Annotated in this window: 22 protein-coding genes; 1 reads left to right on the forward strand and 21 read right to left on the reverse strand. The window is 48.0% G+C overall.

Annotated elements, in window-relative coordinates:
* Nucleotides 1-19: 19 nt before the first annotated feature.
* The 19 genes from glyS to KNO86_RS03800 form a co-directional block, all read right to left on the reverse strand.
* Nucleotides 20-2,074 carry a glycine--tRNA ligase subunit beta gene (gene glyS, locus KNO86_RS03710; RefSeq protein ID WP_214693092.1) on the reverse strand — a complete coding sequence of 685 codons (2,055 nt, stop codon included), beginning with the start codon at nucleotides 2,072-2,074 and terminating at the stop codon, nucleotides 20-22.
* Entirely contained in the window at nucleotides 2,067-2,960 is an 894-nt protein-coding gene (glyQ, locus tag KNO86_RS03715; RefSeq protein ID WP_198930010.1) for a glycine--tRNA ligase subunit alpha, read from the reverse strand. The genes glyS and glyQ overlap by 8 nt, the downstream gene beginning before the upstream one ends.
* Nucleotides 2,961-3,254: 294 nt before the next feature.
* Nucleotides 3,255-4,004 (reverse strand): DNA repair protein RecO, encoded by a 750-nt coding sequence (recO, locus tag KNO86_RS03720; RefSeq protein ID WP_214693093.1) that lies wholly within the window; start codon nucleotides 4,002-4,004, stop codon nucleotides 3,255-3,257.
* Between the two features lie 3 nt (nucleotides 4,005-4,007).
* Nucleotides 4,008-4,916, reverse strand: a complete 909-nt coding sequence (era, locus tag KNO86_RS03725) for a GTPase Era (RefSeq protein ID WP_214693095.1) — start codon at nucleotides 4,914-4,916, stop codon at nucleotides 4,008-4,010.
* A gap of 30 nt (nucleotides 4,917-4,946) precedes the next feature.
* A complete protein-coding gene (locus tag KNO86_RS03730; protein ID WP_214693097.1) occupies nucleotides 4,947-5,294 on the reverse strand; it encodes a diacylglycerol kinase family protein in 348 nt (115 codons plus the stop codon).
* Nucleotides 5,291-5,767: an rRNA maturation RNase YbeY gene (gene ybeY, locus KNO86_RS03735; RefSeq protein ID WP_214693109.1), complete on the reverse strand. Its 477-nt coding sequence runs from the start codon at nucleotides 5,765-5,767 to the stop codon at nucleotides 5,291-5,293. The genes KNO86_RS03730 and ybeY overlap by 4 nt, the downstream gene beginning before the upstream one ends.
* Nucleotides 5,745-7,832: an HD family phosphohydrolase gene (locus KNO86_RS03740; protein WP_214693110.1), complete on the reverse strand. Its 2,088-nt coding sequence runs from the start codon at nucleotides 7,830-7,832 to the stop codon at nucleotides 5,745-5,747. The genes ybeY and KNO86_RS03740 overlap by 23 nt, the downstream gene beginning before the upstream one ends.
* Before the next feature lie 42 nt (nucleotides 7,833-7,874).
* Complete coding sequence (locus tag KNO86_RS03745) at nucleotides 7,875-8,831, reverse strand: PhoH family protein (protein ID WP_074033920.1); 957 nt, start codon at nucleotides 8,829-8,831, stop codon at nucleotides 7,875-7,877.
* Between the two features lie 133 nt (nucleotides 8,832-8,964).
* A complete protein-coding gene (locus KNO86_RS03750; RefSeq protein WP_214693112.1) occupies nucleotides 8,965-9,387 on the reverse strand; it encodes a hypothetical protein in 423 nt (140 codons plus the stop codon).
* 5 nt (nucleotides 9,388-9,392) lie between these two features.
* Complete coding sequence (gene floA, locus KNO86_RS03755) at nucleotides 9,393-10,379, reverse strand: flotillin-like protein FloA (RefSeq protein WP_074033371.1); 987 nt, start codon at nucleotides 10,377-10,379, stop codon at nucleotides 9,393-9,395.
* Nucleotides 10,376-10,915, reverse strand: a complete 540-nt coding sequence (locus tag KNO86_RS03760) for an NfeD family protein (RefSeq protein ID WP_224861488.1) — start codon at nucleotides 10,913-10,915, stop codon at nucleotides 10,376-10,378. Before KNO86_RS03760 ends, floA begins: the two co-directional genes overlap by 4 nt.
* A gap of 104 nt (nucleotides 10,916-11,019) precedes the next feature.
* Nucleotides 11,020-11,469, reverse strand: a complete 450-nt coding sequence (locus KNO86_RS03765) for a GatB/YqeY domain-containing protein (RefSeq protein WP_074033373.1) — start codon at nucleotides 11,467-11,469, stop codon at nucleotides 11,020-11,022.
* A 34-nt stretch (nucleotides 11,470-11,503) separates the two neighbouring features.
* Nucleotides 11,504-11,698, reverse strand: coding sequence for a 30S ribosomal protein S21 (gene rpsU, locus KNO86_RS03770; protein ID WP_029334745.1), 195 nt, complete (start codon nucleotides 11,696-11,698; stop codon nucleotides 11,504-11,506).
* A gap of 74 nt (nucleotides 11,699-11,772) precedes the next feature.
* Nucleotides 11,773-12,438 (reverse strand): deoxyribose-phosphate aldolase, encoded by a 666-nt coding sequence (deoC, locus tag KNO86_RS03775; protein ID WP_214693114.1) that lies wholly within the window; start codon nucleotides 12,436-12,438, stop codon nucleotides 11,773-11,775.
* Nucleotides 12,439-12,517: 79 nt separating this feature from the next.
* A complete protein-coding gene (gene rarD / locus KNO86_RS03780; RefSeq protein WP_214693116.1) occupies nucleotides 12,518-13,396 on the reverse strand; it encodes an EamA family transporter RarD in 879 nt (292 codons plus the stop codon).
* A 108-nt stretch (nucleotides 13,397-13,504) separates the two neighbouring features.
* Nucleotides 13,505-14,662, reverse strand: coding sequence for a bifunctional cystathionine gamma-lyase/homocysteine desulfhydrase (locus KNO86_RS03785; protein WP_214693119.1), 1,158 nt, complete (start codon nucleotides 14,660-14,662; stop codon nucleotides 13,505-13,507).
* Nucleotides 14,628-15,566, reverse strand: coding sequence for a PLP-dependent cysteine synthase family protein (locus KNO86_RS03790; protein WP_214693121.1), 939 nt, complete (start codon nucleotides 15,564-15,566; stop codon nucleotides 14,628-14,630). Before KNO86_RS03790 ends, KNO86_RS03785 begins: the two co-directional genes overlap by 35 nt.
* 1 nt (nucleotide 15,567) lies before the next feature.
* A complete protein-coding gene (locus KNO86_RS03795) occupies nucleotides 15,568-16,035 on the reverse strand; it encodes an S-ribosylhomocysteine lyase (protein WP_012726660.1) in 468 nt (155 codons plus the stop codon).
* Nucleotides 16,036-16,051: 16 nt separating this feature from the next.
* On the reverse strand, nucleotides 16,052-16,675 hold the full coding sequence (locus KNO86_RS03800; protein WP_214693123.1) for a class I SAM-dependent methyltransferase: 624 nt from the start codon (nucleotides 16,673-16,675) through the stop codon (nucleotides 16,052-16,054).
* Nucleotides 16,676-16,984: 309 nt separating this feature from the next.
* On the opposite strand from KNO86_RS03800, the gene KNO86_RS03805 reads away from it, so the two are divergent.
* A complete protein-coding gene (locus tag KNO86_RS03805) occupies nucleotides 16,985-20,638 on the forward strand; it encodes a S8 family serine peptidase (RefSeq protein ID WP_214693125.1) in 3,654 nt (1,217 codons plus the stop codon).
* A gap of 45 nt (nucleotides 20,639-20,683) precedes the next feature.
* On the opposite strand, the gene KNO86_RS03810 is transcribed toward KNO86_RS03805, so the two are convergent.
* Both KNO86_RS03810 and prmA read right to left on the reverse strand, forming a co-directional pair.
* Nucleotides 20,684-21,436 carry a 16S rRNA (uracil(1498)-N(3))-methyltransferase gene (locus tag KNO86_RS03810; protein ID WP_214693126.1) on the reverse strand — a complete coding sequence of 251 codons (753 nt, stop codon included), beginning with the start codon at nucleotides 21,434-21,436 and terminating at the stop codon, nucleotides 20,684-20,686.
* A gap of 3 nt (nucleotides 21,437-21,439) precedes the next feature.
* Nucleotides 21,440-22,378, reverse strand: coding sequence for a 50S ribosomal protein L11 methyltransferase (gene prmA, locus KNO86_RS03815; RefSeq protein ID WP_214693128.1), 939 nt, complete (start codon nucleotides 22,376-22,378; stop codon nucleotides 21,440-21,442).
* Nucleotides 22,379-22,387: the final 9 nt, after the last annotated feature.

Raw genomic sequence — 22,387 nt, forward strand, 5'->3', positions numbered from 1 at the left:
GCCAACCCCCTCTAGTTTGTTAGAGTACGAGCGCGTTGAAGTCTGCGACACTCTTAATCGTCGTAGCAAGTCGGTTCATTTCGTGGAGCCGGTTTTGGCGTACCGCCTCGTTATCACTCATGACCATTGTATGTTCGAAATACATCATAATTGGTGATTCAAGCGTCTGAAGAAGTTGAAGCGCTTTGTTGTAATCTCCTATTTGAACGGCATTCATCGCGTCAGGAGCAGTCTGTTCAATCGCTTCATGTAATGCAACCTCTTGGTCGTTTTCAAACAATGACGGATCGACGTCTCCTGGCTCACCCTTTTTCGAGATATTGACGACGCGTGACAATTGCTCGATCAATGACTTCGCGTCCGTCGAAACGAATTGTTGAATCGCATGTGCACGAGCATCAAGACGGTCAACCGTAAGCGTAGTCGTCAACACGGCATCAATCACGTCATAGCGAACTTGCTGTTCTTGCAAGCGATATTTCAAGCGAAGTGTAAAGAACTCGACGAGCTGTGCCTTGACTTGTTCTTTATCGGCTTCATAGAGTCCTGCCTCCAGTTGTAATTCGACAACTTTCGAAAGTAGTTTGTCGATTGAGAGATCAATCTTCCAATCCCCAAGGATTTGTACGACTCCTTGTGCTTGGCGACGAAGTGCGAACGGATCTTGTGAACCACTCGGGATCATGCCGATACCAAAGAACGCAGCAATCGAATCGAGCTTATCTGCGAGAGCAAGCACCGCACCTGTCGCTGTCTCAGGAGATGCATCTCCTGCGAAACGTGGCATGTAGTGCTCACGAATCGCCGCAGCTACTTCCTTGTCCTCACCTTGTTGTAGGGCATACTTCTCACCCATGATTCCTTGGAGTTCAGTAAACTCGTAAACCATCTGGCTGACAAGATCAAACTTATGAATCGCACCAGCACGATTTACTTTTTCAAGATCTGCATCAAACAAAGGAGCAAGGGCTTGTGCGATTTCGGTCACACGTCGTGCTTTCGCTCCAGTCGTTCCTAATTTTTCGTGGAAAACGATTCGGTCGAGACGTGCAAGCTGGTCATCGATTTTTGTCTTCTTGTCTTCTTCATAGAAGAAGACCGCATCCGCAAGGCGCGCACGGATGACCTTTTCGTTCCCGCGTGCGACGTTTTCAAGATGATCGGCATTCCCGTTTCGAACGGTCACGAAATAGTTTTTCAACGTTCCATCAACATATACCGGGAAATAGCGCTGGTGCTCTTTCATCGTTGTAATGAGAACTTCTTCTGGTAAGTCAAGATACGCCTCATCAAATTCACCAAAGAGTGCAGTCGGCCACTCGACTAAGTTCGTGACTTCCTCTAACAAATCGGCATCAAGCGGAATCGTCCACCCTTGATTTGTCGCGAGCGCTTGAATTTGACGTTCGATTTCGGCTTTACGTGTCTCGTAGCTTGCCATGACAAATGCAGCCTCTAGCGCTTTCACATATTCAGCAGGTGACTCGACGACGACATCTCCCTTGCTGAGGAAACGGTGACCTCGAGTCATATCCCCTGTTTTCACGCCTTCAATCGTAAAGTCGATGACGTCTTGACCGAAGAGGGCGATCAACCAACGAATCGGACGCATATAGCGTAAACTGCTCGTTCCCCACTTCATGTTTTTCGGGAACGTCAAACTCCGAACGACATCTTCAAGACCATTCAATAACGACATCGTATCCTGGCCCGCCTCATGGCGTTCTGCGAAGACGTATTCAACACCTTTTTCTTCGGCGAAGTATAGGTCTTCTACTGTTAATCCACGACCACGAGCAAAACCTTCTGCCGCTTTCGACCAGTTCCCTTCAGCATCTTGAGCAATCTTTTTCGCAGGCCCACGAAGAGTTTCCGTCAAATCTTGTTGTGTCTCTGCCACATCGCGAACGATTACAGCTAAACGACGAGGTGTAGAATACACATCGATTGAACCAAATTCAACACGCGCTTCTTTCAAGAACGCATCGATGCGCTCTGCCAATTGCTTCTCTGAGCGCAAGACGTATTGAGCCGGTAGTTCTTCTAATCCAATCTCTAATAAAAGGTCACGCATTCAAGTCACCTGCTTTCTCTTGTTTCAAAAGTGGGAAACCGAGGCGCTCCCGTTCTTCAATAAATTTAGCGGCACACGCGCGTGACATGTTACGGACGCGTTGGATAAATCCAGTACGCTCTGTCACGGAAATCGCACCTTTTGCGTCTAACAAGTTAAACGTATGTGAACATTTCAAAATGTAATCGTACGCAGGGAAGACGAGATTTTCTTCGAGAGCACGTTTTGCTTCTTTCTCATATGTGTCAAATAGCGTGAAGAGCATATCGACGTCTGATAACTCGAACGTATATTTTGAGTGTTCGAACTCTGGTTGATAGAAGATGTCTCCATACTTGAATCCATCCGTCCAAACGAGGTCGAATACGCTCTCGACTTCCTGAATGTACGAAGCGAGGCGCTCAAGACCGTATGTGATTTCAACCGCAATTGGGTCACACTCGATTCCTCCAACTTGTTGGAAATACGTGAATTGCGTAATTTCCATCCCGTTCAGCCATACTTCCCAACCGAGACCGGCTGCTCCGAATGTCGGGTTTTCCCAGTTATCTTCGACGAAGCGGATGTCATGTTCGAGCGGGTTGATTCCAATCAACTCGAGACTTTCTAAGTACAACTCTTGGATGTTGCTCGGCGACGGTTTCATGATCACCTGGAACTGATGGTGTTGATACAGGCGGTTCGGGTTTTCCCCATAACGTCCGTCAGCCGGGCGGCGTGACGGTTCCGTGTAACAAACGTTCCAAGGCTCTGGTCCTAACGTTCTCAATGTAGTCATTGGGTTTAACGTACCCGCCCCTTTTTCTACATCGTACGCTTGCATCGTCAAACAACCTTTCGATGCCCAAAACTTTTGTAGCGTGAGAATGATTTCTTGCATAGTCATATGCTTCATAAATGACACCTCCAATAGTATTGAAACGACAAAAAACGCCCCTATGTGCCTAGCACATAGGGACGGGATTGATTCCCGCGGTTCCACCCTACTTGCCCCAACAACGGGGCCACTCTTAAAAGATGTGGGCGCTCTGGAATCGCCATTCACTCTTCTCATGACGCTCGGCTCACACCACCCCGAACTCGCTTCATTCATGACAGGAAGAGTTACTTTTTTCCTTCATCGCGCACGCTATTTCATTTGTCTAATCGTAACTCATCGTATCGAATTCGGTTTAAAAAGTCAATCCTCATTCAGATGAAGACGGATCATTTGGTCGAGCACTCGTTTCGTCTTCAATCGTAGTCCGCTATACGACTCCATGTATGCATCAAAGAGTTGACGCAAGAGGAGTCTAGACTCGTTCGATAACGGTACGTTCCGAAATTCCGACAGCTCATGTTTGCTCATCAAGTAAAGCAATTTGGCGAGACGTTCTGATAATCGAACCGCTCCCTCTTCTCGATGCCGTCCACATAAAAAACCGCCAGAGGCGACCGAGAAATACATCGGATCCGTCACGTCTCCACAGCGGACGCACCCTGTCAGCACAGGGGAAACACCTAGAAGATGCAAGATACGCAGTTCGAGATGATGGGTGATCACATCTGCGTCCATCCCCGCATTCAATGCTTGAAGCGCATCCTGTAAAATCCGAAAGAGCGGACGATTTTGTACCCGATCCTCGACAGACCGGTCGACGAGCTCTAACCAATACATGGCGTACGCCATCCGATCGACATCTTTTCGAATCTCTGGATAAGAAGTCATAACATCGGATGATTTTAACTGAGCGAGCCCACGGCTAGATGGGAAAATATACACACCTTCTACAAACGGTTGGCTCGAGGCATGAAACCGGCTCCCCGGTTTTTTTGCGCCTCGTGCCATAATCGCAACTTTGCCAAGCTCTTCTGAAAACAATGTCACGACTTTATTCGATTCACCATAATTGACGGTACGAATGACGATTCCCGTGACTTTTTGTAACATGGCTTAATACTCGTCGTCGCGGAAACCGAGGTCACGAAGCTGACCCATCTTGTTACGCCAGTCTTTCTGGACTTTGACCCAAAGGTTCAAGTACACTTTCGTGCCGAGAAGCGCCTCGATGTCTTGACGGGCATCTGTACCGATTTCACGGAGCATCGAACCTTTTTTCCCGATGATGATTCCTTTTTGCGAATCACGTTCCACCATGATGACGGCTTCGACATCGATCATTTCCGAGTTATCACGTTTCTTAATCGATTCGATTGCCACAGCGATCGAATGCGGGACTTCGTCTCGCGTCTTATGCAACACTTTTTCGCGAATCATCTCTGAGATGATAAATCGTTCCGGGTGGTCTGTCACTTGATCGGCCGGGTAGTACATCGGTCCTTCAGGTAACAATTTCTTGATTTCTCCTAAGAGCGGTTCGACGTTATTGCCTTGTAAAGCCGAGATTGGGACGTACGCTGCAAAGTCCAATTCATTTGTATATTGCTCGATCACTTTCGGCAGTTCATCCGGGTGAATCAAGTCGATTTTATTCATCACCAAAATGATAGGTGTGTCGAGTCCTTTCAATTTTTCAATGATGAAGTCATCGCCAGCACCACGAGGTTCCGTCACGTTCACCATGAAAAGAATTGCATCGACTTCGCGAAGGGCGTTCGTCGCCACTTTCATCATAAAGTCGCCGAGGCGGTGTTTTGGTTTATGGATTCCCGGTGTATCGATGAAAATGATTTGAGAATCATCCGTCGTATATACACCTTGTACTTTATTTCGTGTCGTTTGTGGTTTATCCGACATGATGGCAATCTTTTGACCGATCACGCGGTTGAGGAATGTCGATTTCCCGACGTTCGGTCGACCAATGATCGACACGAAACCAGATTTAAAATCTTCTTGATACATAATGCACCTGCTTTCTCAATTTCAGAACTCTTAGTATAGCACGTTCCATAGCCTTGGACCGAATATAATGAGTGCTGTCACAGCCGCTCCGACTGAAGCGACGAGGACGGCACCCGCGGCCACGTCTTTCGCCTGCTTCGCGAGTGGATGGACATCTTTTGTGACAAGGTCGACCGCCCGTTCGATGGCCGTGTTCATGAGCTCTAAACTCAGGACTAGCGTCACCCATCCGAGCAGGATAAGGTTTTCCATCCTTGTCGTTTGTAGCCAAATCGCGACAGCAAATACGAGTAAGGCGGATATGAGATGGACACGCATATTCCGTTCTGTCCGAATGGCATGGAAGATTCCCTCACATGCCACACGAAACGGTCTCACACGTTGCCTCGCTTCAACTCGAAATGAGTGAGAACTTCCTCTTGTCTTGCGGTCATTTCCGCCTCTTCCTCTGGTGTCATATGGTCATATCCTAATAGATGAAGGAATCCATGGATGGCCAAGAAACCGAGTTCTCGCTCAAAAGAATGTCCGTAGTCCGCCGCTTGTTCTCGGCATCGTTCCACCGAGATGACCAAGTCTCCGAGGAGATGCGGTTCGTCCTCATCGAGTGTGAAGTCCATTTCGTCTTCGCCCATCTCATCAAAGGCAAAGCTGATCACATCGGTCGGGGCATCTTTTCCTCTCCATTCCCGGTTCACCTCATGGATTTCTTCATTCGTTAAATACGTGACCGACAACTCACTCGGCTCTTCGACCTCTTCTAATTGTGCGGCATGTTGCAGAATCGACTCGACAAGCTCGATTTGAGACGCCGTCAACAATTCATGTTCATCGTTCGAGATGATTTGCATGTAGTTCTCCCTCTTTCTTTAGTTCTGGATATTCAATTCGCTCGTGGAACAAGCCCGTCAACGTCTCGCATGCGCTCTCACCGACACGCCAAATTTCTTTTGTCGTCAAGTCGCAGTCTTCAAACTGTCCGTCTGCCAGCTTATCACGGATGATGGCACGAACGAGCATCCGAATTTTTTCCGGTGTCGGTTGCTTTTGCGAACGAACGGCCGCTTCGATTGAGTCGACAATCATGACTACCGCCGCTTCACGTGTTTGAGGCTTCGGACCAGGATAACGATATCGAGACTCCACCACGTCTTTCTCATGATCTTCTTTCGCTTTGACAAAGAAGTATTTCAATAAAGATGTCCCATGATGTTGCTCAGCAATATCGATAATTTCCTTTGGTAGTTTATAGCGTCTCAATAGATCGGCCCCATCATAAGGGTGAGCCATGATGATGTCAGCGGACTCTTCTGGTGTCAGACGATCGTGCGGATTCCCTCCACCTTGCTGATTTTCAATGAAGTGAAGAGGACGTTCCGTTTTCCCGAGGTCGTGGTAATAACTCGCCACCCTCGCGAGCAACCCGTCCGCCCCAATGGCTTCACATGCCGATTCCGCCAAGTTTGCCACCATCATACTATGATGATACGTGCCTGGCGCCTCCATTAAGAGCTTTCGGAGCAATGGATGTGTCGGACTCATCAATTCGACGAGTCGACCAGACGACAGGACGCCAAACCAAGGTTCTAGGAAAGGCAAGAATCCAAATGTCAACACGATGGATAGCAAGGCGCTGATGACGGCGAACCCAGAAAGGTACATCGCCATTTCCCAAGTCACTTGAACGTTTCGTAATAAGAGCAACGCGATGACCATGATGATATTCACGATGCCGAGTAAGACGCCCGACAAGAACAAGCGCTTCCGCTGAATTTTTGGCTCGACTAAAAAGACGGCTAAGAAACTTCCGGTTGCGACATATACCAACGTCATGAAGTTCGTGCTTTGACCGAATGTGACGACGATACTCCCCGCAATCATGGTAATGAACGCCGATGCGAGGGCGACACGCTCGTCAATCAAGATACGTAGTAATAATACGACGAAGGCGGTCGGTGCCAAAAGATAAGCATACGTCGTGTAGTCGACGCCGATGTATCCGACGCCAAAGAAGATACCGAGTTGTAACAGAAGCAACCCATAGACGGTCACTAATATTTTCGGGCTTAGTAATAGATCTTTGATTTTCGAGCGGATAAGCATGAATAAGAAACCGCCCGTCAATAATCCGCTCAATAAGAATGATCCGAACAGTGGAGCGAGTGACCGGTTCGGATCGATCGCTCCAGTGAGTTCTAGCTTCCGATAAATCTCACGCGTGACGACTTCTCCTTGACTAACAAGGAGTTGCCCTTCTTGGATGATGACAGGATCGACTGCATCGATGGCTTCTTGTTCTTTTTGACGAGTCGCCTCAGAGTCAAACACATAGTTCGGAACGATGAGTTCATCGCTTAATGTTTTTGCGATCGCACGGAATTCAAACGAGAGTGGTGATTGATCGACGATTGCAGCCGCGCGGTCTCTGGCCGCTGCGACCGCTTCATTACTCGTCTCAATCCGATCATCCATCACTTGTTGCAAAGCCGTCACCGTCACGTCTTCAACGGTTTGGCGCGTATCTTCCGTCGCCTCGAGGAGTGAGTTCAGCTCTTCGTCTGCGAGTACCCCGCTCGCTTCCGTCGAGTTCAGACGGCTCTTGATATCTGCCAGTTCCGTCTCTTCATCCGTTTGGTCGAACGCCGCGAACAATTGCTCGACTTTAGCAATCTGTTGATCGGCAAATTCCCGACGAAGCGAAAACTGACTGCCGACGCCGTTCGTGACTTCTTGTTTCAACCGTTCAGTCGCCACTCGATCCTCGACCGTAATCGGAGACCGGATGTCCTGTTCGGCAATCCCTAACGGTTCCACACTAATAATGGATGGGCGCACGGTGAAGTATAGAATGGCACCTAGTAAGAGAAAGAAAATCAGCGAAATCGTTGCGACTGTCCAATGTTTGGCTTGCTGCATTCGTGTGCCCCCCTTTCACAATCGTTGACCTCACTATCGTCCTTATGTGAGGTCTGTACTATAGGCGTTGATAATCTTCTTAACGAGTGGATGGCGGACGACGTCAGACGCGCTGAAGTGTTCAAAGTGAATCCCATCCACTCCCTCTAGTAAGCGTAACGCCTCTTGTAAACCTGACGCCTTGCCTTTCGGTAAATCGACTTGTGTCAAATCCCCCGTGACCACCATCTTCGATCCGAAACCGAGTCGCGTCAAAAACATCTTCATTTGTTCTTTCGTCGTGTTTTGTGCCTCATCTAATATGACAAACGCATCTTCTAACGTACGTCCACGCATATAGGCGAGTGGAGCCACTTCGATTGTCCCTCGTTCTAATAAGCGATTCGTCTGTTCCACGCCGTAGACGTCGAACAAGGCATCATATAACGGTCGAAGATAAGGATCTACCTTTTCTTTCAGATCACCTGGTAAAAACCCAAGATTCTCCCCTGCTTCAACGGCAGGTCGCGTCAAGATAATCCGTTTCACCTGACCTTCTTTTAGTGCTCGCGCCGCTAGCACGACTGCCAAATACGTTTTACCCGTTCCAGCCGGTCCGATTCCAAAGACGAGGTCTCGTCGTTCGATTGCGCGAACATAGCGACTCTGCCCAACTGTTTTAGCACGAATCGGTTTTCCCTTGTTTGTCGTGAAGACGACACGCTCATAATGTTCGAGCAGTTCGTCACCCTTTCCGACTTGGATATGTTGAATGACGCTGATGGCGTCGCTTTCGTTAAGACGTGCACCTTTTTTCACTAACGTCTGTAACGTGAGGATGACTTGTTTTGTCAATTCTAGCGCTTCTCCGGTATCGGCTTGGATAATCAATTCCTCGCCTCTTGGAATGAGTGCCACTTTCAATTCTGTCTCAATCGCTTGGAACACTTCATCTTTCGGTCCGAGTAAAGCTTGTGCTTCATTCGCATGTTCCATGACGAAAGGTATTTTATCGGTCATAATCAATGGATACGTTGCCCCCTCTAAATATCGGTTATTCCTCTTTTACTTTAGCACTATCACGCCTATCGTGAAAGAAAGACCGTGTATTTCCCCATGCAAAAGGCAGTAACGCGAGGTTACTGCCTTTGCCTTACTTCTTTCGTTTCGAGACCGGAGGTTGTAACACCTCGCTCCAAATGACAGCTTCCCGCATTTGTTTTTTCGAAACTTTCAGTTGTCTCGGTTTGATTTCCTCCTGAATTGGAGGGATTTTCACCGCTTGTTCAAACTGCGCACTCACTTTCGGCATCTCGACTTGACGTTCCCGAGGCGCTGGTCGCTCTTCGGTTCGCGCTACCCGTCGTCTCACCTTTTGTGGTGCTGACTTTTGTTCTGATTCGGAGTCGTCAAACGCCGATTCAATTTCTTTCATCACGTCTCCGACCGAATCCAAGTAGCGTTTCAGTTCACTGCTCTGAGGACGGTCGCCTGAAGACGATGACTTCTCAAGCCGCTTCATTACCGCCGAGGCGATCCCGAAGGCTGCTAACAAAAGTACCCATAGTCCTTCCATATTTATCACTCACTATCTGATTCAGAATCGATAGGGGACCCAATCGCTTTTCGCATTTCCGTATCTGCTTGAACGTTCAAGTAATTCACGTAATCCATGACGCCGAGTTTACCGTTACGCAACGCTTCGGCCATCGCGAGCGGGACTTCCGCTTCGGCGCCGACAACTTTCGCGCGCATTTCCTCTACAGAAGACTTCATTTCCTGTTCGCGAGCAATCGCCATCGCTCGGCGTTCTTCCGCCTTCGCTTGGGCAATCTTTTTATCTGCTTCGGCTTGGTCAGTCTGAAGGACCGCCCCGATGTTCTTACCGATATCGATATCTGCAATATCAATCGAGAGAATTTCAAACGCCGTACCTGAATCCAAACCTTTTGTGAGCACGGTACGTGAAATCATATCTGGGTTCTCAAGTACGTGCTTATGATTGTTTTGAGATCCGATTGTCGATACGACACCTTCCCCGACACGGGCGATAATCGTTTCTTCTCCCGCACCACCGACGAGACGATCGATATTGGCACGCACTGTAATACGTGCTTTCGCCTTCACTTCAATCCCGTCCATTGCCACACCGGCGATAAATGGTGTCTCAATGACTTTCGGGTTAACCGACATTTGTACGGCTTCAAGTACGTTACGTCCTGCCAAGTCAATGGCAGCGGCACGCTCGAACGATAATTCGATGTTTGCGCGGTGTGCCGCAATCAATGCGTTTACGACACGGTCAACATTACCACCCGCTAAGAAGTGACTTTCCAGTTGGTTCGTGTTTAAACCGAGACCCGCCTTGACTGCTTTAATCAATGGGTTAACAATTTTTGATGGTACGACGCGGCGAAGGCGCATCCCGACCAATGTGAAAATCGAGACGTGTACACCTGCTGCGAATGAGCTAATCCATAATCCGATTGGTACAAACGTGAAGAAGACGGCAAGCGCAATCAATCCTCCACCTGTGATGAGTAACGTCGTCAATAATTCTGGTGTCATTCTGTTACATCCTCCTTCGGTTCTATAAAGGTCCGAACGACAATCCGCCCTGAATCCACTTTATATACCTGAATTTTTGTCTGCTGATCGAGATAGCCACCCTCTGTCACGACGTCAATACGTTCTCCGTCGATTTCGGCAGTACCGGCCGGGCGAAGTGGTGTTAACGTCACACCGACTTTCCCGAGAAGTTGTTTACGGTCATCATGGGACAAGTAACCTTTTTCGGTCGATGTCGAATCCGTCAAGATCAACCCTTTATAAATGAGCGGACGATTCGTACTTAATCGGCGGTATGCCCAGAACCCAAGTCCAGTGAGCACCGCTGCCGCCAAACCGATAGAGAGCCATAGCTGACCGATCGTCGCACCCGCCATGATCAAACTGGCAACGACCGCTCCGATCCCAAGCAAACCGAACAATCCAAACCCTGCAACGAACACTTCAATTCCAAGAAGGACGACTCCGACAAAAAAGACTGTCAGAATCACTCCGAGACCAAATGTCATCGTCTTGCTACCCCCTTCCAAATTCAAAGCTATCTCCTATCTCTAGTGTATACGAAACAAGAATGAATGTGGTTTCAGAATACGCAAAAAAAGCAGAAACTTTCGGTTTCCCGAAAAGTTCTGCTTTCTCATCAATTCGTCAATTGTTGTTTGACGATTCGGTTCACAAGACCACCGTCTGCCTTGCCTTTGACTTGCGGCATGACGACGCCCATCACCTTACCCATATCAGATGGAGCGGATGCGTTCGTTTGAGCAATTGCTGCTTGGACAATCGCAGTCACTTCATCTTCTGAAAGTTGTTCAGGCATATAGGCTTCTAGGACGACAATCTCTTCTGCTACTTTGGAAGCAAGGTCTTCACGACCAGCGCTTTCGAATTCTCGGAGGGAGTCTCTGCGCTGTTTCATCTCTCGGTTGAGCACCGTGAGTTCCTCTTCCTCGGTAAGATCTTGACGGCCTAGTTTGATAGCCTCATTTTGGAGCGACGCTTTTACCATCCGGATCGTCGTGAGACGATCTTTTTGTTTAGCGCGCATGGCTTGCTTCATGTCGTCCGTCAAGCGTTCTTGAAGACTCATGAGCCAACACCCTCTCTACACAATGAAACTGGAATCAGAATTTCTTACGCTTACGCGCAGCTTCTGATTTCAATTTACGTTTTACGCTTGGCTTTTCGTAGTGACGACGTTTACGAACTTCGGCAAGTGTGCCATCTTTCGAAACACCGCGTTTGAAACGACGAAGAGCGTCTTCAAGCGATTCGTTTTTACGGACACGAGTTTCCACTAGTTTTCCCTCCCTCCGAATTACACGACTAAGGAAACGTGTTTCACACGTCATATCATATTATAGTGAAATTAAGTCGTGTGGTCAACCACTTATTAATAGTCGCTGTCTGAACGTCCGCCTGTGACGATTGCGATACCAGCTGAAGCACCGATGCGTGTCGCACCAGCATCGATCATCGCTTTCGCACCTTCGAAGTCACGAACACCGCCTGAAGCTTTTACGCCGAGGTCTGGTCCGACTGTTTCACGCATGAGGCGAATGTCTTCGACCGTTGCGCCACCAGTTGAGAAACCAGTTGATGTTTTGACGAAATCTGCTCCAGCTTTCACTGAAAGTTCAGCAGCTTTCTTGATTTCTTCTTTTGTAAGCATGCATGTCTCGAAGATGACTTTGACTAGTGTACCGTTTGCCGCTTCGACAACCGCACGAATGTCACGTTCTACGAGGTCGTAGTCGCCGTCTTTGAGTGCTGCGATGTTGATGACCATGTCGACTTCATCCGCACCGTTTGCGATTGCGTCTTTTGTTTCGAATGCTTTCACTTCAGGCGTGTTCGCTCCGAGTGGGAACCCGATGACTGTACATACTTTGACGTCGTCATCTGACTTAAGTTGCTCCGCAGCATATTTGACCCATGTCGGGTTGACACAGACACTTGCGAACTTATATTCGAGTGCCTCTGCACAAAGTTTTGTAATTTGATCTTTTGTTGTTTCAGCTTTTAAAGCTGTGTGGTCGATATAACGGGCTAATTCCATTATTCATTTCCTCCTCTGACAAATAAGTCTGACATCTAACATATTACCACGTTTTCTCGAGATGTAACAGCTTCCAAATTTAAATGAGTTGACGACGTTTACGAGCGACGACCCAACTGTTCCAACTGAAAAAGAAGATGGCCAGCCAAATACAAGTAAATGCGAAGACATGATACGCTGTGAACGGTTCATGATACATGACGACTCCGATAATCAAACTAAGTGTCGGTGCGATAAATTGAAGGAATCCGACGAGTGTGAACGGGATATGTTGTGCCCCGTAACCAAACAAAAGAAGCGGAAGCGCCGTCACCACACCCGTTCCTAGTAGTGCAACCCAAATCATCGGCGACATGTCGAAGGCAATCTGGTCCGTGACGACCTGATTGCTGAGAAAGATGAGCGCGACAGGCACGACAGCTAACGTCTCAATCCCGAGACTCACTGTTGAAGCGAGAGGTCGCCTTTTTTTCACCATTCCATAAAAACCAAACGTACTCGCTAATACGAACGAAATCCACGGAAACGAGCCATACCCAAGCGTCAAGACGAGGACGCCGATTGACGCGATCCCGACCGCCATCCATTGGACTCGGTTTAATGATTCCCGAAAGACGAGCACCCCTAACACCATACTGACAAGCGGATTAATGTAATAGCCGAGGGATGCCTCGATGATATAACCGTGATTGACAGCCCATATGTACACGAACCAGTTTGCACTGACGATGAATCCGTTCAACATGAACGCGTTTCGTGTGGCAGGGTGGCGAAGAGCGTAACCGAACTCTTTCCACTGATTCGTCCATCTTAAGACGAGTAATATAAATAAAAAGGACCAAACGATACGATGTGCCAAAATTTGTCCACTCGGCACTTCCTGCAAAAACTTCCAATAGATTGGGAGGACGCCCCACATCACGTAGGCCCCGATTGTCGTCCATACTCCCTTGTTCACACGTTCACCCGCTCTCTTTCAAGATAAAAATAGTTTAGTCGATGAATGACTTCCGATACAAGGCTTTTGTTTCATGAAAAAAGGACGCGAAATCGCGTCCCCTACTGTTTATTGCTTTATCTGTTCGATGGCAGATAGAGCTTGTGCTAAATCTTCAACTAAATCATCGATATCTTCTAATCCAACTGAGATTCGAACGAGTCCGTCCGTGATCCCGAGTTCTGCACGTCGCTCAGCCGGAATCGACGCATGTGTCATGCGAGCCGGAACACTGATCAAGCTTTCAACTGCACCTAGGCTCTCTGCGAGCGTGAAATACTTCGTCTTCGCGACCATCATTTCAGCCGCTTCGGCCGAACCGACGTCAAACGCAATCATGCCACCGAACCCACGCGCTTGCGACAAGTGGACGCGTTTCGCTTCTTCACTAGAGACACTCGGGTGAAGGACACGTGACACGTTCTCGTTTGATTGTAAGAATTCAACCAACGCCCGTGCGTTCGATTCAATCTCTTCCATTCGAACGGCAAGTGTCTTAATCCCACGTACGACGAGGAAGCTGTCTTGAGGTCCGAGGACTGCACCGACCGAATTTTGGAGAAATGCCAACGCTTCTCCTTGTTCTTCCGTACGTGCAACGACTAAACCTGCCACGACGTCACTATGACCGCCTAAATATTTTGTGGCGCTGTGTAAGACATAGTCGGCACCAAGGTCGATCGGATTTTGGAAGTAAGGTGTCATGAACGTGTTGTCAACGACGAGCAAGACATCTGCCTCATCCGCAATCGTGCGCATCGCTCGGATATCCGTCACGTTCAAGAGTGGATTTGTCGGCGTCTCCACATAAATCATTTTCGTGTTCGCTTGTAGCGCATCACGAACCGCCGTTTCATCGGATGTATCGACAAAAGTTGCCTCCAAGCCTCGTGACTGAAATACTCGATTGAATACACGGTATGTTCCTCCATATACATCAGACCCGACGATGACGTGGTCTCCAGATTTCAACAACATGAGTACGGTCGAGATGGCAGCCATCCCAGACCCAAATGCAAAACCTTGCACACCGCCTTCGATATCCGCTATGAGTGTCTCAAGTGCGGTACGTGTCGGGTTTGCAGATCGAGAATACTCGTATCCTTCCCGTAAGTTACCGATTCCGTCTTGCTTATATGTGCTCGTTTGATAAATCGGTGGTGTGACCGCTCCTGTCAATGGGTCGGTCGTTTTACCGCCGTGAATGAGTGCTGTCTTTGTACGCATGTTCTGCCTCCTTGACAATTCCTTGACTTAAATATCGTTCTGCACTGTCTGGCAAGATCGTCACAATCGTGCCTTCAGTCATTTGATTTGCTTCCTTTACACATGCTGCGATGGCAGCACCAGAAGAACTTCCGATGAGCAATCCTTCCTGTTTCGCGAGATGCGCTACGTAATAGAAGGCTTCCTCATCTGTGATGGTATGAATCGCGTCGACATAAGCCTTTTCCAAAAATGGCGGCCATTTTTCGACGCCAATTCCTTCTGTTTTATGTGGACCTGGCTCACCGCCGTTCAAAATCGAACCGACCGGCTCCACGACCACAGTTTTCGTCCCTTGTGGTTTTAACGTTTTGGCGACACCAGTGAACGTACCTCCTGAACCCGCCCCCGCTACAAATACGTCGATTTGTGGCACGTCCTTCAACAACTCTTGCGAAAGGATGTCGACATAGGCGTCCGGGTTGTCCGGATTTGAAAACTGCTCCGGCACGTATGCGTCATGTTCTTCAGCCAATTCAAGCGCGTAACTGATTGCGCCTTTCATTCCAAGCTCGGTTGGCGTGTTGACGACGGTCGCTCCAAGGAGACGCATCAATGCTTGTTTCTCTTGACTAAACTTTTCAGGGGTCACGGTAATCAGACGAATGTCGTATCGCTGACAAGCGAGCGCGAGTCCGATTCCCGTATTCCCAGCTGTCGGCTCGATCACAGTACCACCTGGTGCCACGTCTCCACGTTTCATCGCCCGCTCAATCAAATTCATACCGAGTCGGTCTTTGACACTTCCTCCCGGATTCATCATCTCCATCTTCCCGTACACTTTTACCGTAGCTGGAACAGGTAATGAACGGAGCTCGATGAGCGGTGTGTCCCCGATGAGTTCATAGACGTCACGGACAATCATCTTACGCTTCGTCCTTGAAGACGATATGCCACTCGTCACGTTTCGCAAGCATGTCAGCTGCTAATTTTTTGGCTCCCTCAAAATCATGATGGTTCGCATTCCCGCACTGTACAGGGTTTTGCGCTGGCAATTCTTCCGCGTTCATCGCATCGCGCAATGTCGCTTCTACGAGGTCGAGCATGCGCTCATAGTTCCCATCATTCAACATCGTCCAATAGAAACCTGTTTGGCATCCCATCGGCGAAATGTCCACGATGTCTTCTGAATGATTACGGCTGTTTTCGGCGATCAAATGCTCGAGAGAGTGAACAGCACGCATCGGCATGAGGCCTTCGTTCGGTTGGATGAAGCGAATATCATACTTGTAAATCGTATCAGCCGTTCCTTCTTTCACACCGGCGAGACGGACAAATGGAGCCTGAACTTTCGTATGATCCAAGTTAAAGCTTTCAACGTTATATGTTTTCATGAGTAATTCCTCCTAATTATTTTGTAGCGACGACAAGCCAAACAAATTTATTTTTCTGTGTCATTGTCACGTTGTATCCATTCGCCTCTAGCATCGTACGAATGGTTGTCGTATACGGATAATATTCACGATTTAAATCCTCGACCAAGTCTGAATAGCCTTGTTCCGTAGCCCAGTCAATAATTTCTTGACGTGCGTGTGGAGATTCGAACATCGTATCAAGCAATACGAACTTCGGATGTCCCCAATCGCGAACATATTGACCGATCGCTGTTTCTTTCTCAGAATCCGTCAAGTGATGGAAAGCGTACGAGGAAACGACCGTATCGACATGTGAGAACGTTGGATAACGGAGAAAATCTCCATGTTTGACCGATATGCCCAACTTCTCAATTGCAATCTGCCTCATTTCTGGAGAAGGTTCGATTGCAATTAAAGGATGTCCCTTTAAAATTCGGGCACTCAAGTTGCCTGTGCCGACACCAAATTCCAAGACCGTTCCTTCAACGTGTAACGCAACGTCATCAAGCATTTGATCATATCCGACAAATACTTCATGATATTGTTCGTCATGCCCCCCGACTGCCGTATCGTAATCTTTCGCCCAATCCTTGAAGATATCCATGAATGGTAAATTCATAGCGCCACCCCATCCTTAATTCTGACTAAATTGATATGTTTTATTGGTATTTAACATTAACGTTACATTAACAGGTTTTTTTGGACATTTCAAGTCATTCGCGTGATTCTTACGATCACCAAAATTTGATATAGGTCTTATGATTCAGGTCTTTAGTAATTGTCTGAACATTTAAATTTGTGCAAAAACACTCCCCTACTTTACAAAAAAATCCACTCTTTTTCGTCTGAACAACGATATGATAGTTCACAATGCAAGAAAAAAACTTTGTTTTTTACAGGTAATAACAAATATTAGGGGGTAAACACGTTGCCAAGAAGAAAAGTCTACTTAAACGCTTCACTTGCTACATGTATTGCTTTAACACCTGTGTTGATTCAAGCGGGTACGTCATCTGTTTCAGCAGAAGCTTCCATCAAACCAAAAATTGAGCTCGAAAAGAAACAGAAAAAAGTCCGGGTCGTCGTCGAACTCGTCGGTGCACCTGCAATCGCAGAAGCAGCGCAAAAAGGGAAAAAATTTAATGAGTTGACGAAATCAGAACAAGACAAGGCGCAACAATCTGTTCAGTCTGAACAGAAACGCGCAAAATCCGCATTGAAAAAACAAGGCGTGACTGCTACACCAATCGAAGAGTTCACGACCGTTTTTAACGGCTTCTCCACTTTCCTCTCTACAAGTGAAATCGCTAAAGTTGAAGCGCTACCTGAAGTAGCGACTGTACATGTCGTGAATGAATATGAACGTCCTGAAGTGAAACCAGATATGGTTACAAGCAACAGAATGGTACAAGCCGAACAAACATGGGGAGATTACGGATTTGCCGGAGAAGGTACCGTCGTCGCTGTCATCGACTCGGGAATTGATGCCAACCACCGTGATTACCGAATCACAGATTCGAAAACGGCAGAATTGACGAAATCAGAAGTCGATCAGGCGATCACTTCGTTCGGTCTACCTGGTGAATATGTGAATGAGAAAGTTCCATACGCCTATAATTACTACGACGAAAACGATGATATTAAAGATGATTCCCCAGGCGCTTCTATGCACGGTCAGCACGTCTCAGGGACGGTCGCTGCAAACGGTGATTTAGAAAACGGTGGAATTAAAGGTGTCGCACCTGAAGCTCAAATCCTTGGCCTTAAAGTATTCAGTAACGACCCGAACTACGCATCTACATATGGAGATATTTATATTAAAGCGATTGACGATGCGATCAAGCTTGGAGCTGACGTCATTAACATGAGTCTTGGTTCAACAGCAGGCTTTGTCGATGTTGACTCTCCTGAACAACAAGCCGTTCAACGCGCTGTAGACAACGGTGTCTTCATGTCCATCTCTGCTGGGAACTCAGCATACTTCGGACATGGATTCGACTTACCAACGGCTTCAAACCCAGATACGGGTGTCGTCGGGGCGCCTAGTGTCAGCCAAGCATCGACATCGGTCGCTTCACTCGAGAACGATCAAATTCAACTGGATGCTTTCCGCGTCGGTGATGAAAAAATCGGATGGAAGAAACAAGATGGACCTGCATTCTCGGAAGGTACATATGACATCGTTTACGTCGGAGATGGACAACCAGAAAACTATGCCGGGAAAGACGTGAAAGGAAAGCTCGTTCTCGCTGTTCGCGACGGAGGATACTTCTACTCGAAGATTCAAAAAACGGCTGAGGCACAAGGGGCAGCCGGTGTCATCGTACGAGGCGCCGTCTCACACGGAGACTATGTGTCTATGGCTCTCGATCAACCACTCATCCCGATGGCATCACTCAGCATCCAAGACGGGAACGAATTAAAAGAGAAATTAGCGGATGGACCGCTCCAACTCACGTTTGCCGGTGATCGAATCAGCGTCAACAACCGCTCGGCAGGCGCAATGTCTGATTTCACATCTTGGGGTGTCACACCGAACCTTGACTTCAAGCCGGAACTTTCAGCCCCAGGCGGTCAAATCTTCTCAACGTTCAACGACAACCAATACGGTTTGATGAGCGGAACATCGATGGCCGCACCTCACGTTGCCGGCGGTGCAGCTCTTGTTCTTGAACGTGTCGATCGCGATTTCGACTTGAGCGGAGCGGCTCGTGTGACGATGGCAAAGAACTTGCTACTCAATACGTCGAAACCTGTCACAGACATCGGACCGTATAACCAGGAATTGAAGCAGTCTCTTCCATATTCACCACGTCGGGCGGGAGCTGGTCTCATGCAACTCCATGCGGCCGTCACATCTCCGGCAGTCGCGTATGAGAAGAAGACGAAAGAAGCGAAAGTCGCTTTAAAAGAATTGTCGAAGAGTAAGGCGAAGTTCACGATTGTCGTTGAAAACATGTCTGACGAATCACTCACATACGATGTGGCCGCTTCCCTCCAGACAGACCTTGCCGTTACTAACAAGGATGGCGTCATTCAGAATGCGATGGAAGCTCAGGCTCTTCAACAAGCAATCATTAAGATCAATGGCAAAAACACAAGTAAAGTCACGTTGAAGGCAAAACAAAAGAAAGAAATCACAGTCTCGATTGACGTCTCGAAGGCACAAGTACTTAATCCTGAAACGTTAGAAGGAACGGTATCTGCAAAATCAGTCTTTGAGAATGGTTACTTCGTCGATGGATTCCTACGCTTGACTGACCCACGTGGGACAGACGGCAATCCGTCACTCGTTGTCCCATTCGTCGGATTCGAAGGCGATTGGGGCAAAGCACCAATCTTTGACGAAACGATTTATGAAGATGGTTCATTCTATGGAATCTCTGGATTGGTCGATGCGGCCGGGAACTATTTAGGAGAGAAACTTGATGAGTCTGTAGCTGAAGAGGCGGTAGCGATTTCGCCTGACGGAGACGGTTCAAAAGACACGGCTACCCCGGTCTACTCGCTCTTACGAAATGCGAAAGACATCAAGTATCGGATCGTCGATGAAAAAGGAAACGTCCTTCGTACCCTTAAAATCGACGAGGAATTGAGAAAGAACTACTTTGATGGCGGAAGTGGTGACCCATACTACTACACGTCAGATAACGCTTGGGACGGAAAACTGAACGGAGAGATGGCGCCGAAAGGAACGTACTACTACGAAATTGAAGCGAGCATCGACTACATGAAAAAACAAGCCCAGACGCTACGGATCCCAGTGAAAGTGGATTACACGAATCCTCGCTTCACGATTCGTTGGAACGAAGGTGTGGCTAGTGTCAAAGCATCCGACGACTTTGCAGGAATCAACGGTATTGAGTTCCTCCTCAATGGGAAAGTCGTTGCGAAAGAAGCAAAAGATACAGCAAACTTCACACTCGATGCGCCACTTGAATCAACGGACCAACTATCGGTTCGCGTTTCAGATAATGCGGGTAACGTGATCACACGCGACGTATCTACAGAAAATGACGCAGATAAACCAGGAGTTTTTGTCGATGCACCACTCGCCCTGTCTCCATACGGTTCATCGATTGTGCCAATCATCGGTCAGATTAAAGATGCCTCTGACGTTGTATCGTTCACCGTCGACGATGTGGACGTACCGCTCACGTATGACGCAGCTGCAAAACAATACACGTTCAATACGACACGTTCGTATGAAGATGGATTCCACAAGATTCGTTTCATCGCGGAAGACACGTCTGGTAACGTGACGAACTTTGTCCGTCCAATCTTTGTCGATTCTACGGAGGCGACGCTCTCAATCAGCAACGTGCCGAAAAACGTTTCGGCGAAACAAAACTCTGTGAACGTGAAAGTTCAAGTGACGGATAACTTTGACGACATCAAACTCCGTGTCAACGGTGATTTGAAATGGAGTCATACGTTGAAAGAACCTTATGCGATGCGCGCATTCTCACGTACCGAAACCGTCTCACTTCCTGTAACGAAGGGACAAAACACTTTCACATTTGAAGTGACTGACCTCGGTGGCAATGTGACGAAGAAAGTCATCACGATCAATAAAAAATAATTTATTCACGAAAAAAACGGCTGCCCACGAGGGTCAGCCGTTTTCTTATTCTTTCGCCAATTCAAGCGCGTACGAGATGGCAGACAGTGCATATAACGGAGCCGTCTCCGAACGTAGGATTCGAGGTCCGAACGCACAAGCAATCGCACCCGCGTCTATCCATTGCGTGACTTCTGCTGTGTCAAATCCGCCTTCAGGTCCCGTGATGACGAGGAGGCGTTGTTTTGATTGAAGTCGATTCAATGTGTCGACAAGTGCCGACTGTTCGCCTTCTTTCGCCGATTCTTCATATGCGATGATGACTTCATCATACTGTTCAAATTGCTTCGACAGTTGCTTCGAAGTGAGGAACGTACATGACGGAACAACGGCCCTATACGATTGCTCAGCCGCCTCTTGCATGATTTTTTGAATACGTTCTACTTTTTTCGGCACTTTTTTCGAGTCCCATTTGGCGACTGATCGGGAAGATTCGAACAATAGAAGATGATGAACGCCGAGCTCGGTCGCTTTTTGCGCGACAAGTTCGACCTTGTCACCTTTCGGCAACGCATAAGCGAGCGTCACGTCAATCGGCAGTTCGGTCTCTGATTGACGAGTCGACAATACTTTAGCCACTCCACTCTTCTTCTCAAGCGACGTCACGACACATGCATACTCATTGCCCGTCCCGTCGAGAAGAACCATTTCGTAACCCGCCCCTTGTCGCAGGACCGTTCCGATATGATGAGCGACATCTGAAGGAAGTGTCACAACATCGCCTGTGAAAGCTTCTGGTATCAGAAAATAACGTTGCATAGCTTACCCCTTCTTGGCGATGATTGCGACCCAGTCTTCCATCACGCGTGTCTCTTCAATTTCAAACCCTACAGCTATCAGAGCGTTCGTAACTTCCGCCCGTTTCTCTCCAATGATCCCGGATGTGATGAAGCGACCACCCGTTTTTGTACGAGCATATGCATCTTCGATGAAGAGAAGAATGACATCGGCAAGGATGTTTGCCACGACTAAGTCATATTCTCCATCTACACCTTTTAATAAATTTCCCGTATCCACTTGAACAAGTGATTCAACACCATTCGTCTCTACGTTTTGACGAGCAGCTTCAACAGCAACCGAATCCAAGTCTAGCGCTTTTACGCTCGTCGCTCCAAGTTTCGCAGCGGCAATCGACAATACGCCTGATCCTGTACCGACATCGATGACGCGGTCACCTTCCCGGATGTAGTTCTCAATCGCTTGAATACAGAGCATCGTCGTCGGGTGTGTCCCTGTACCGAACGCCATGCCCGGGTCAAGCAAGATGACATTCTCTTCCGGTTGTGGTGTGTACTCTTCCCACAAAGGGACAATCGTCAGCTGTTGTGAGATTTTGACCGGCTTGTAATACTGCTTCCAAGAATGCGCCCAATCTTCCTCATCAATCTCTGCGACCGTGACCTCACCTGATCCGATATCAAGCATGTTCCGGAGTCGCTCGATTTCTTTTTTCAAGTTTGCGAGCACATCTTGGAAATCACCTGAAGCCGGCACGTACGCTTTGACGTGTACTCCAGAAGTCGGATACGTTTCACGATCCGAAACGTCCCAAATCTCTCCGAAATGGTCTTCCGCCATCATTCGGTCGAAGTCTTCGACGTCCTCGATGACGACACCTTGTGCCCCCACTTCGTGTAATAAGTTCGATACGGCTTCCACCGCAAGCTGTGTCGTGTGGACACAAATTTCAGACCATTTCATCGTTTGTAC

The organism is Exiguobacterium sp. s160 (genome assembly GCF_018617575.1).
Classification (GTDB): domain Bacteria; phylum Bacillota; class Bacilli; order Exiguobacteriales; family Exiguobacteriaceae; genus Exiguobacterium; species Exiguobacterium aestuarii_A.

Excerpts from the sequence above, each read along its gene's own strand:
- KNO86_RS03740 (WP_214693110.1), bottom strand. The coding sequence starts at position 7,832 with ATGCAGCAAGCCAAACATTGGACAGTCGCAACGATTTCGCTGATTTTC.
- deoC (WP_214693114.1), bottom strand. The coding sequence starts at position 12,438 with ATGGAATTAGCCCGTTATATCGACCACACAGCTTTAAAAGCTGAAACA.
- KNO86_RS03765 (WP_074033373.1), bottom strand. The coding sequence starts at position 11,469 with ATGAGTCTTCAAGAACGCTTGACGGACGACATGAAGCAAGCCATGCGC.
- prmA (WP_214693128.1), bottom strand. The coding sequence starts at position 22,378 with ATGAAATGGTCTGAAATTTGTGTCCACACGACACAGCTTGCGGTGGAA.
- KNO86_RS03745 (WP_074033920.1), bottom strand. The coding sequence starts at position 8,831 with ATGACCGATAAAATACCTTTCGTCATGGAACATGCGAATGAAGCACAA.
- floA (WP_074033371.1), bottom strand. The coding sequence starts at position 10,379 with ATGACACCAGAATTATTGACGACGTTACTCATCACAGGTGGAGGATTG.
- KNO86_RS03790 (WP_214693121.1), bottom strand. The coding sequence starts at position 15,566 with ATGATTGTCCGTGACGTCTATGAACTCATCGGGGACACACCGCTCATC.
- KNO86_RS03795 (WP_012726660.1), bottom strand. The coding sequence starts at position 16,035 with ATGAAAACATATAACGTTGAAAGCTTTAACTTGGATCATACGAAAGTT.
- recO (WP_214693093.1), bottom strand. The coding sequence starts at position 4,004 with ATGTTACAAAAAGTCACGGGAATCGTCATTCGTACCGTCAATTATGGT.
- KNO86_RS03800 (WP_214693123.1), bottom strand. The coding sequence starts at position 16,675 with ATGAATTTACCATTCATGGATATCTTCAAGGATTGGGCGAAAGATTAC.
- glyS (WP_214693092.1), bottom strand. The coding sequence starts at position 2,074 with ATGCGTGACCTTTTATTAGAGATTGGATTAGAAGAACTACCGGCTCAA.
- glyQ (WP_198930010.1), bottom strand. The coding sequence starts at position 2,960 with ATGACTATGCAAGAAATCATTCTCACGCTACAAAAGTTTTGGGCATCG.
- KNO86_RS03750 (WP_214693112.1), bottom strand. The coding sequence starts at position 9,387 with ATGGAAGGACTATGGGTACTTTTGTTAGCAGCCTTCGGGATCGCCTCG.
- KNO86_RS03810 (WP_214693126.1), bottom strand. The coding sequence starts at position 21,436 with ATGCAACGTTATTTTCTGATACCAGAAGCTTTCACAGGCGATGTTGTG.
- ybeY (WP_214693109.1), bottom strand. The coding sequence starts at position 5,767 with ATGCAAATCATCTCGAACGATGAACATGAATTGTTGACGGCGTCTCAA.
- era (WP_214693095.1), bottom strand. The coding sequence starts at position 4,916 with ATGTATCAAGAAGATTTTAAATCTGGTTTCGTGTCGATCATTGGTCGA.
- KNO86_RS03785 (WP_214693119.1), bottom strand. The coding sequence starts at position 14,662 with ATGCGTACAAAGACAGCACTCATTCACGGCGGTAAAACGACCGACCCA.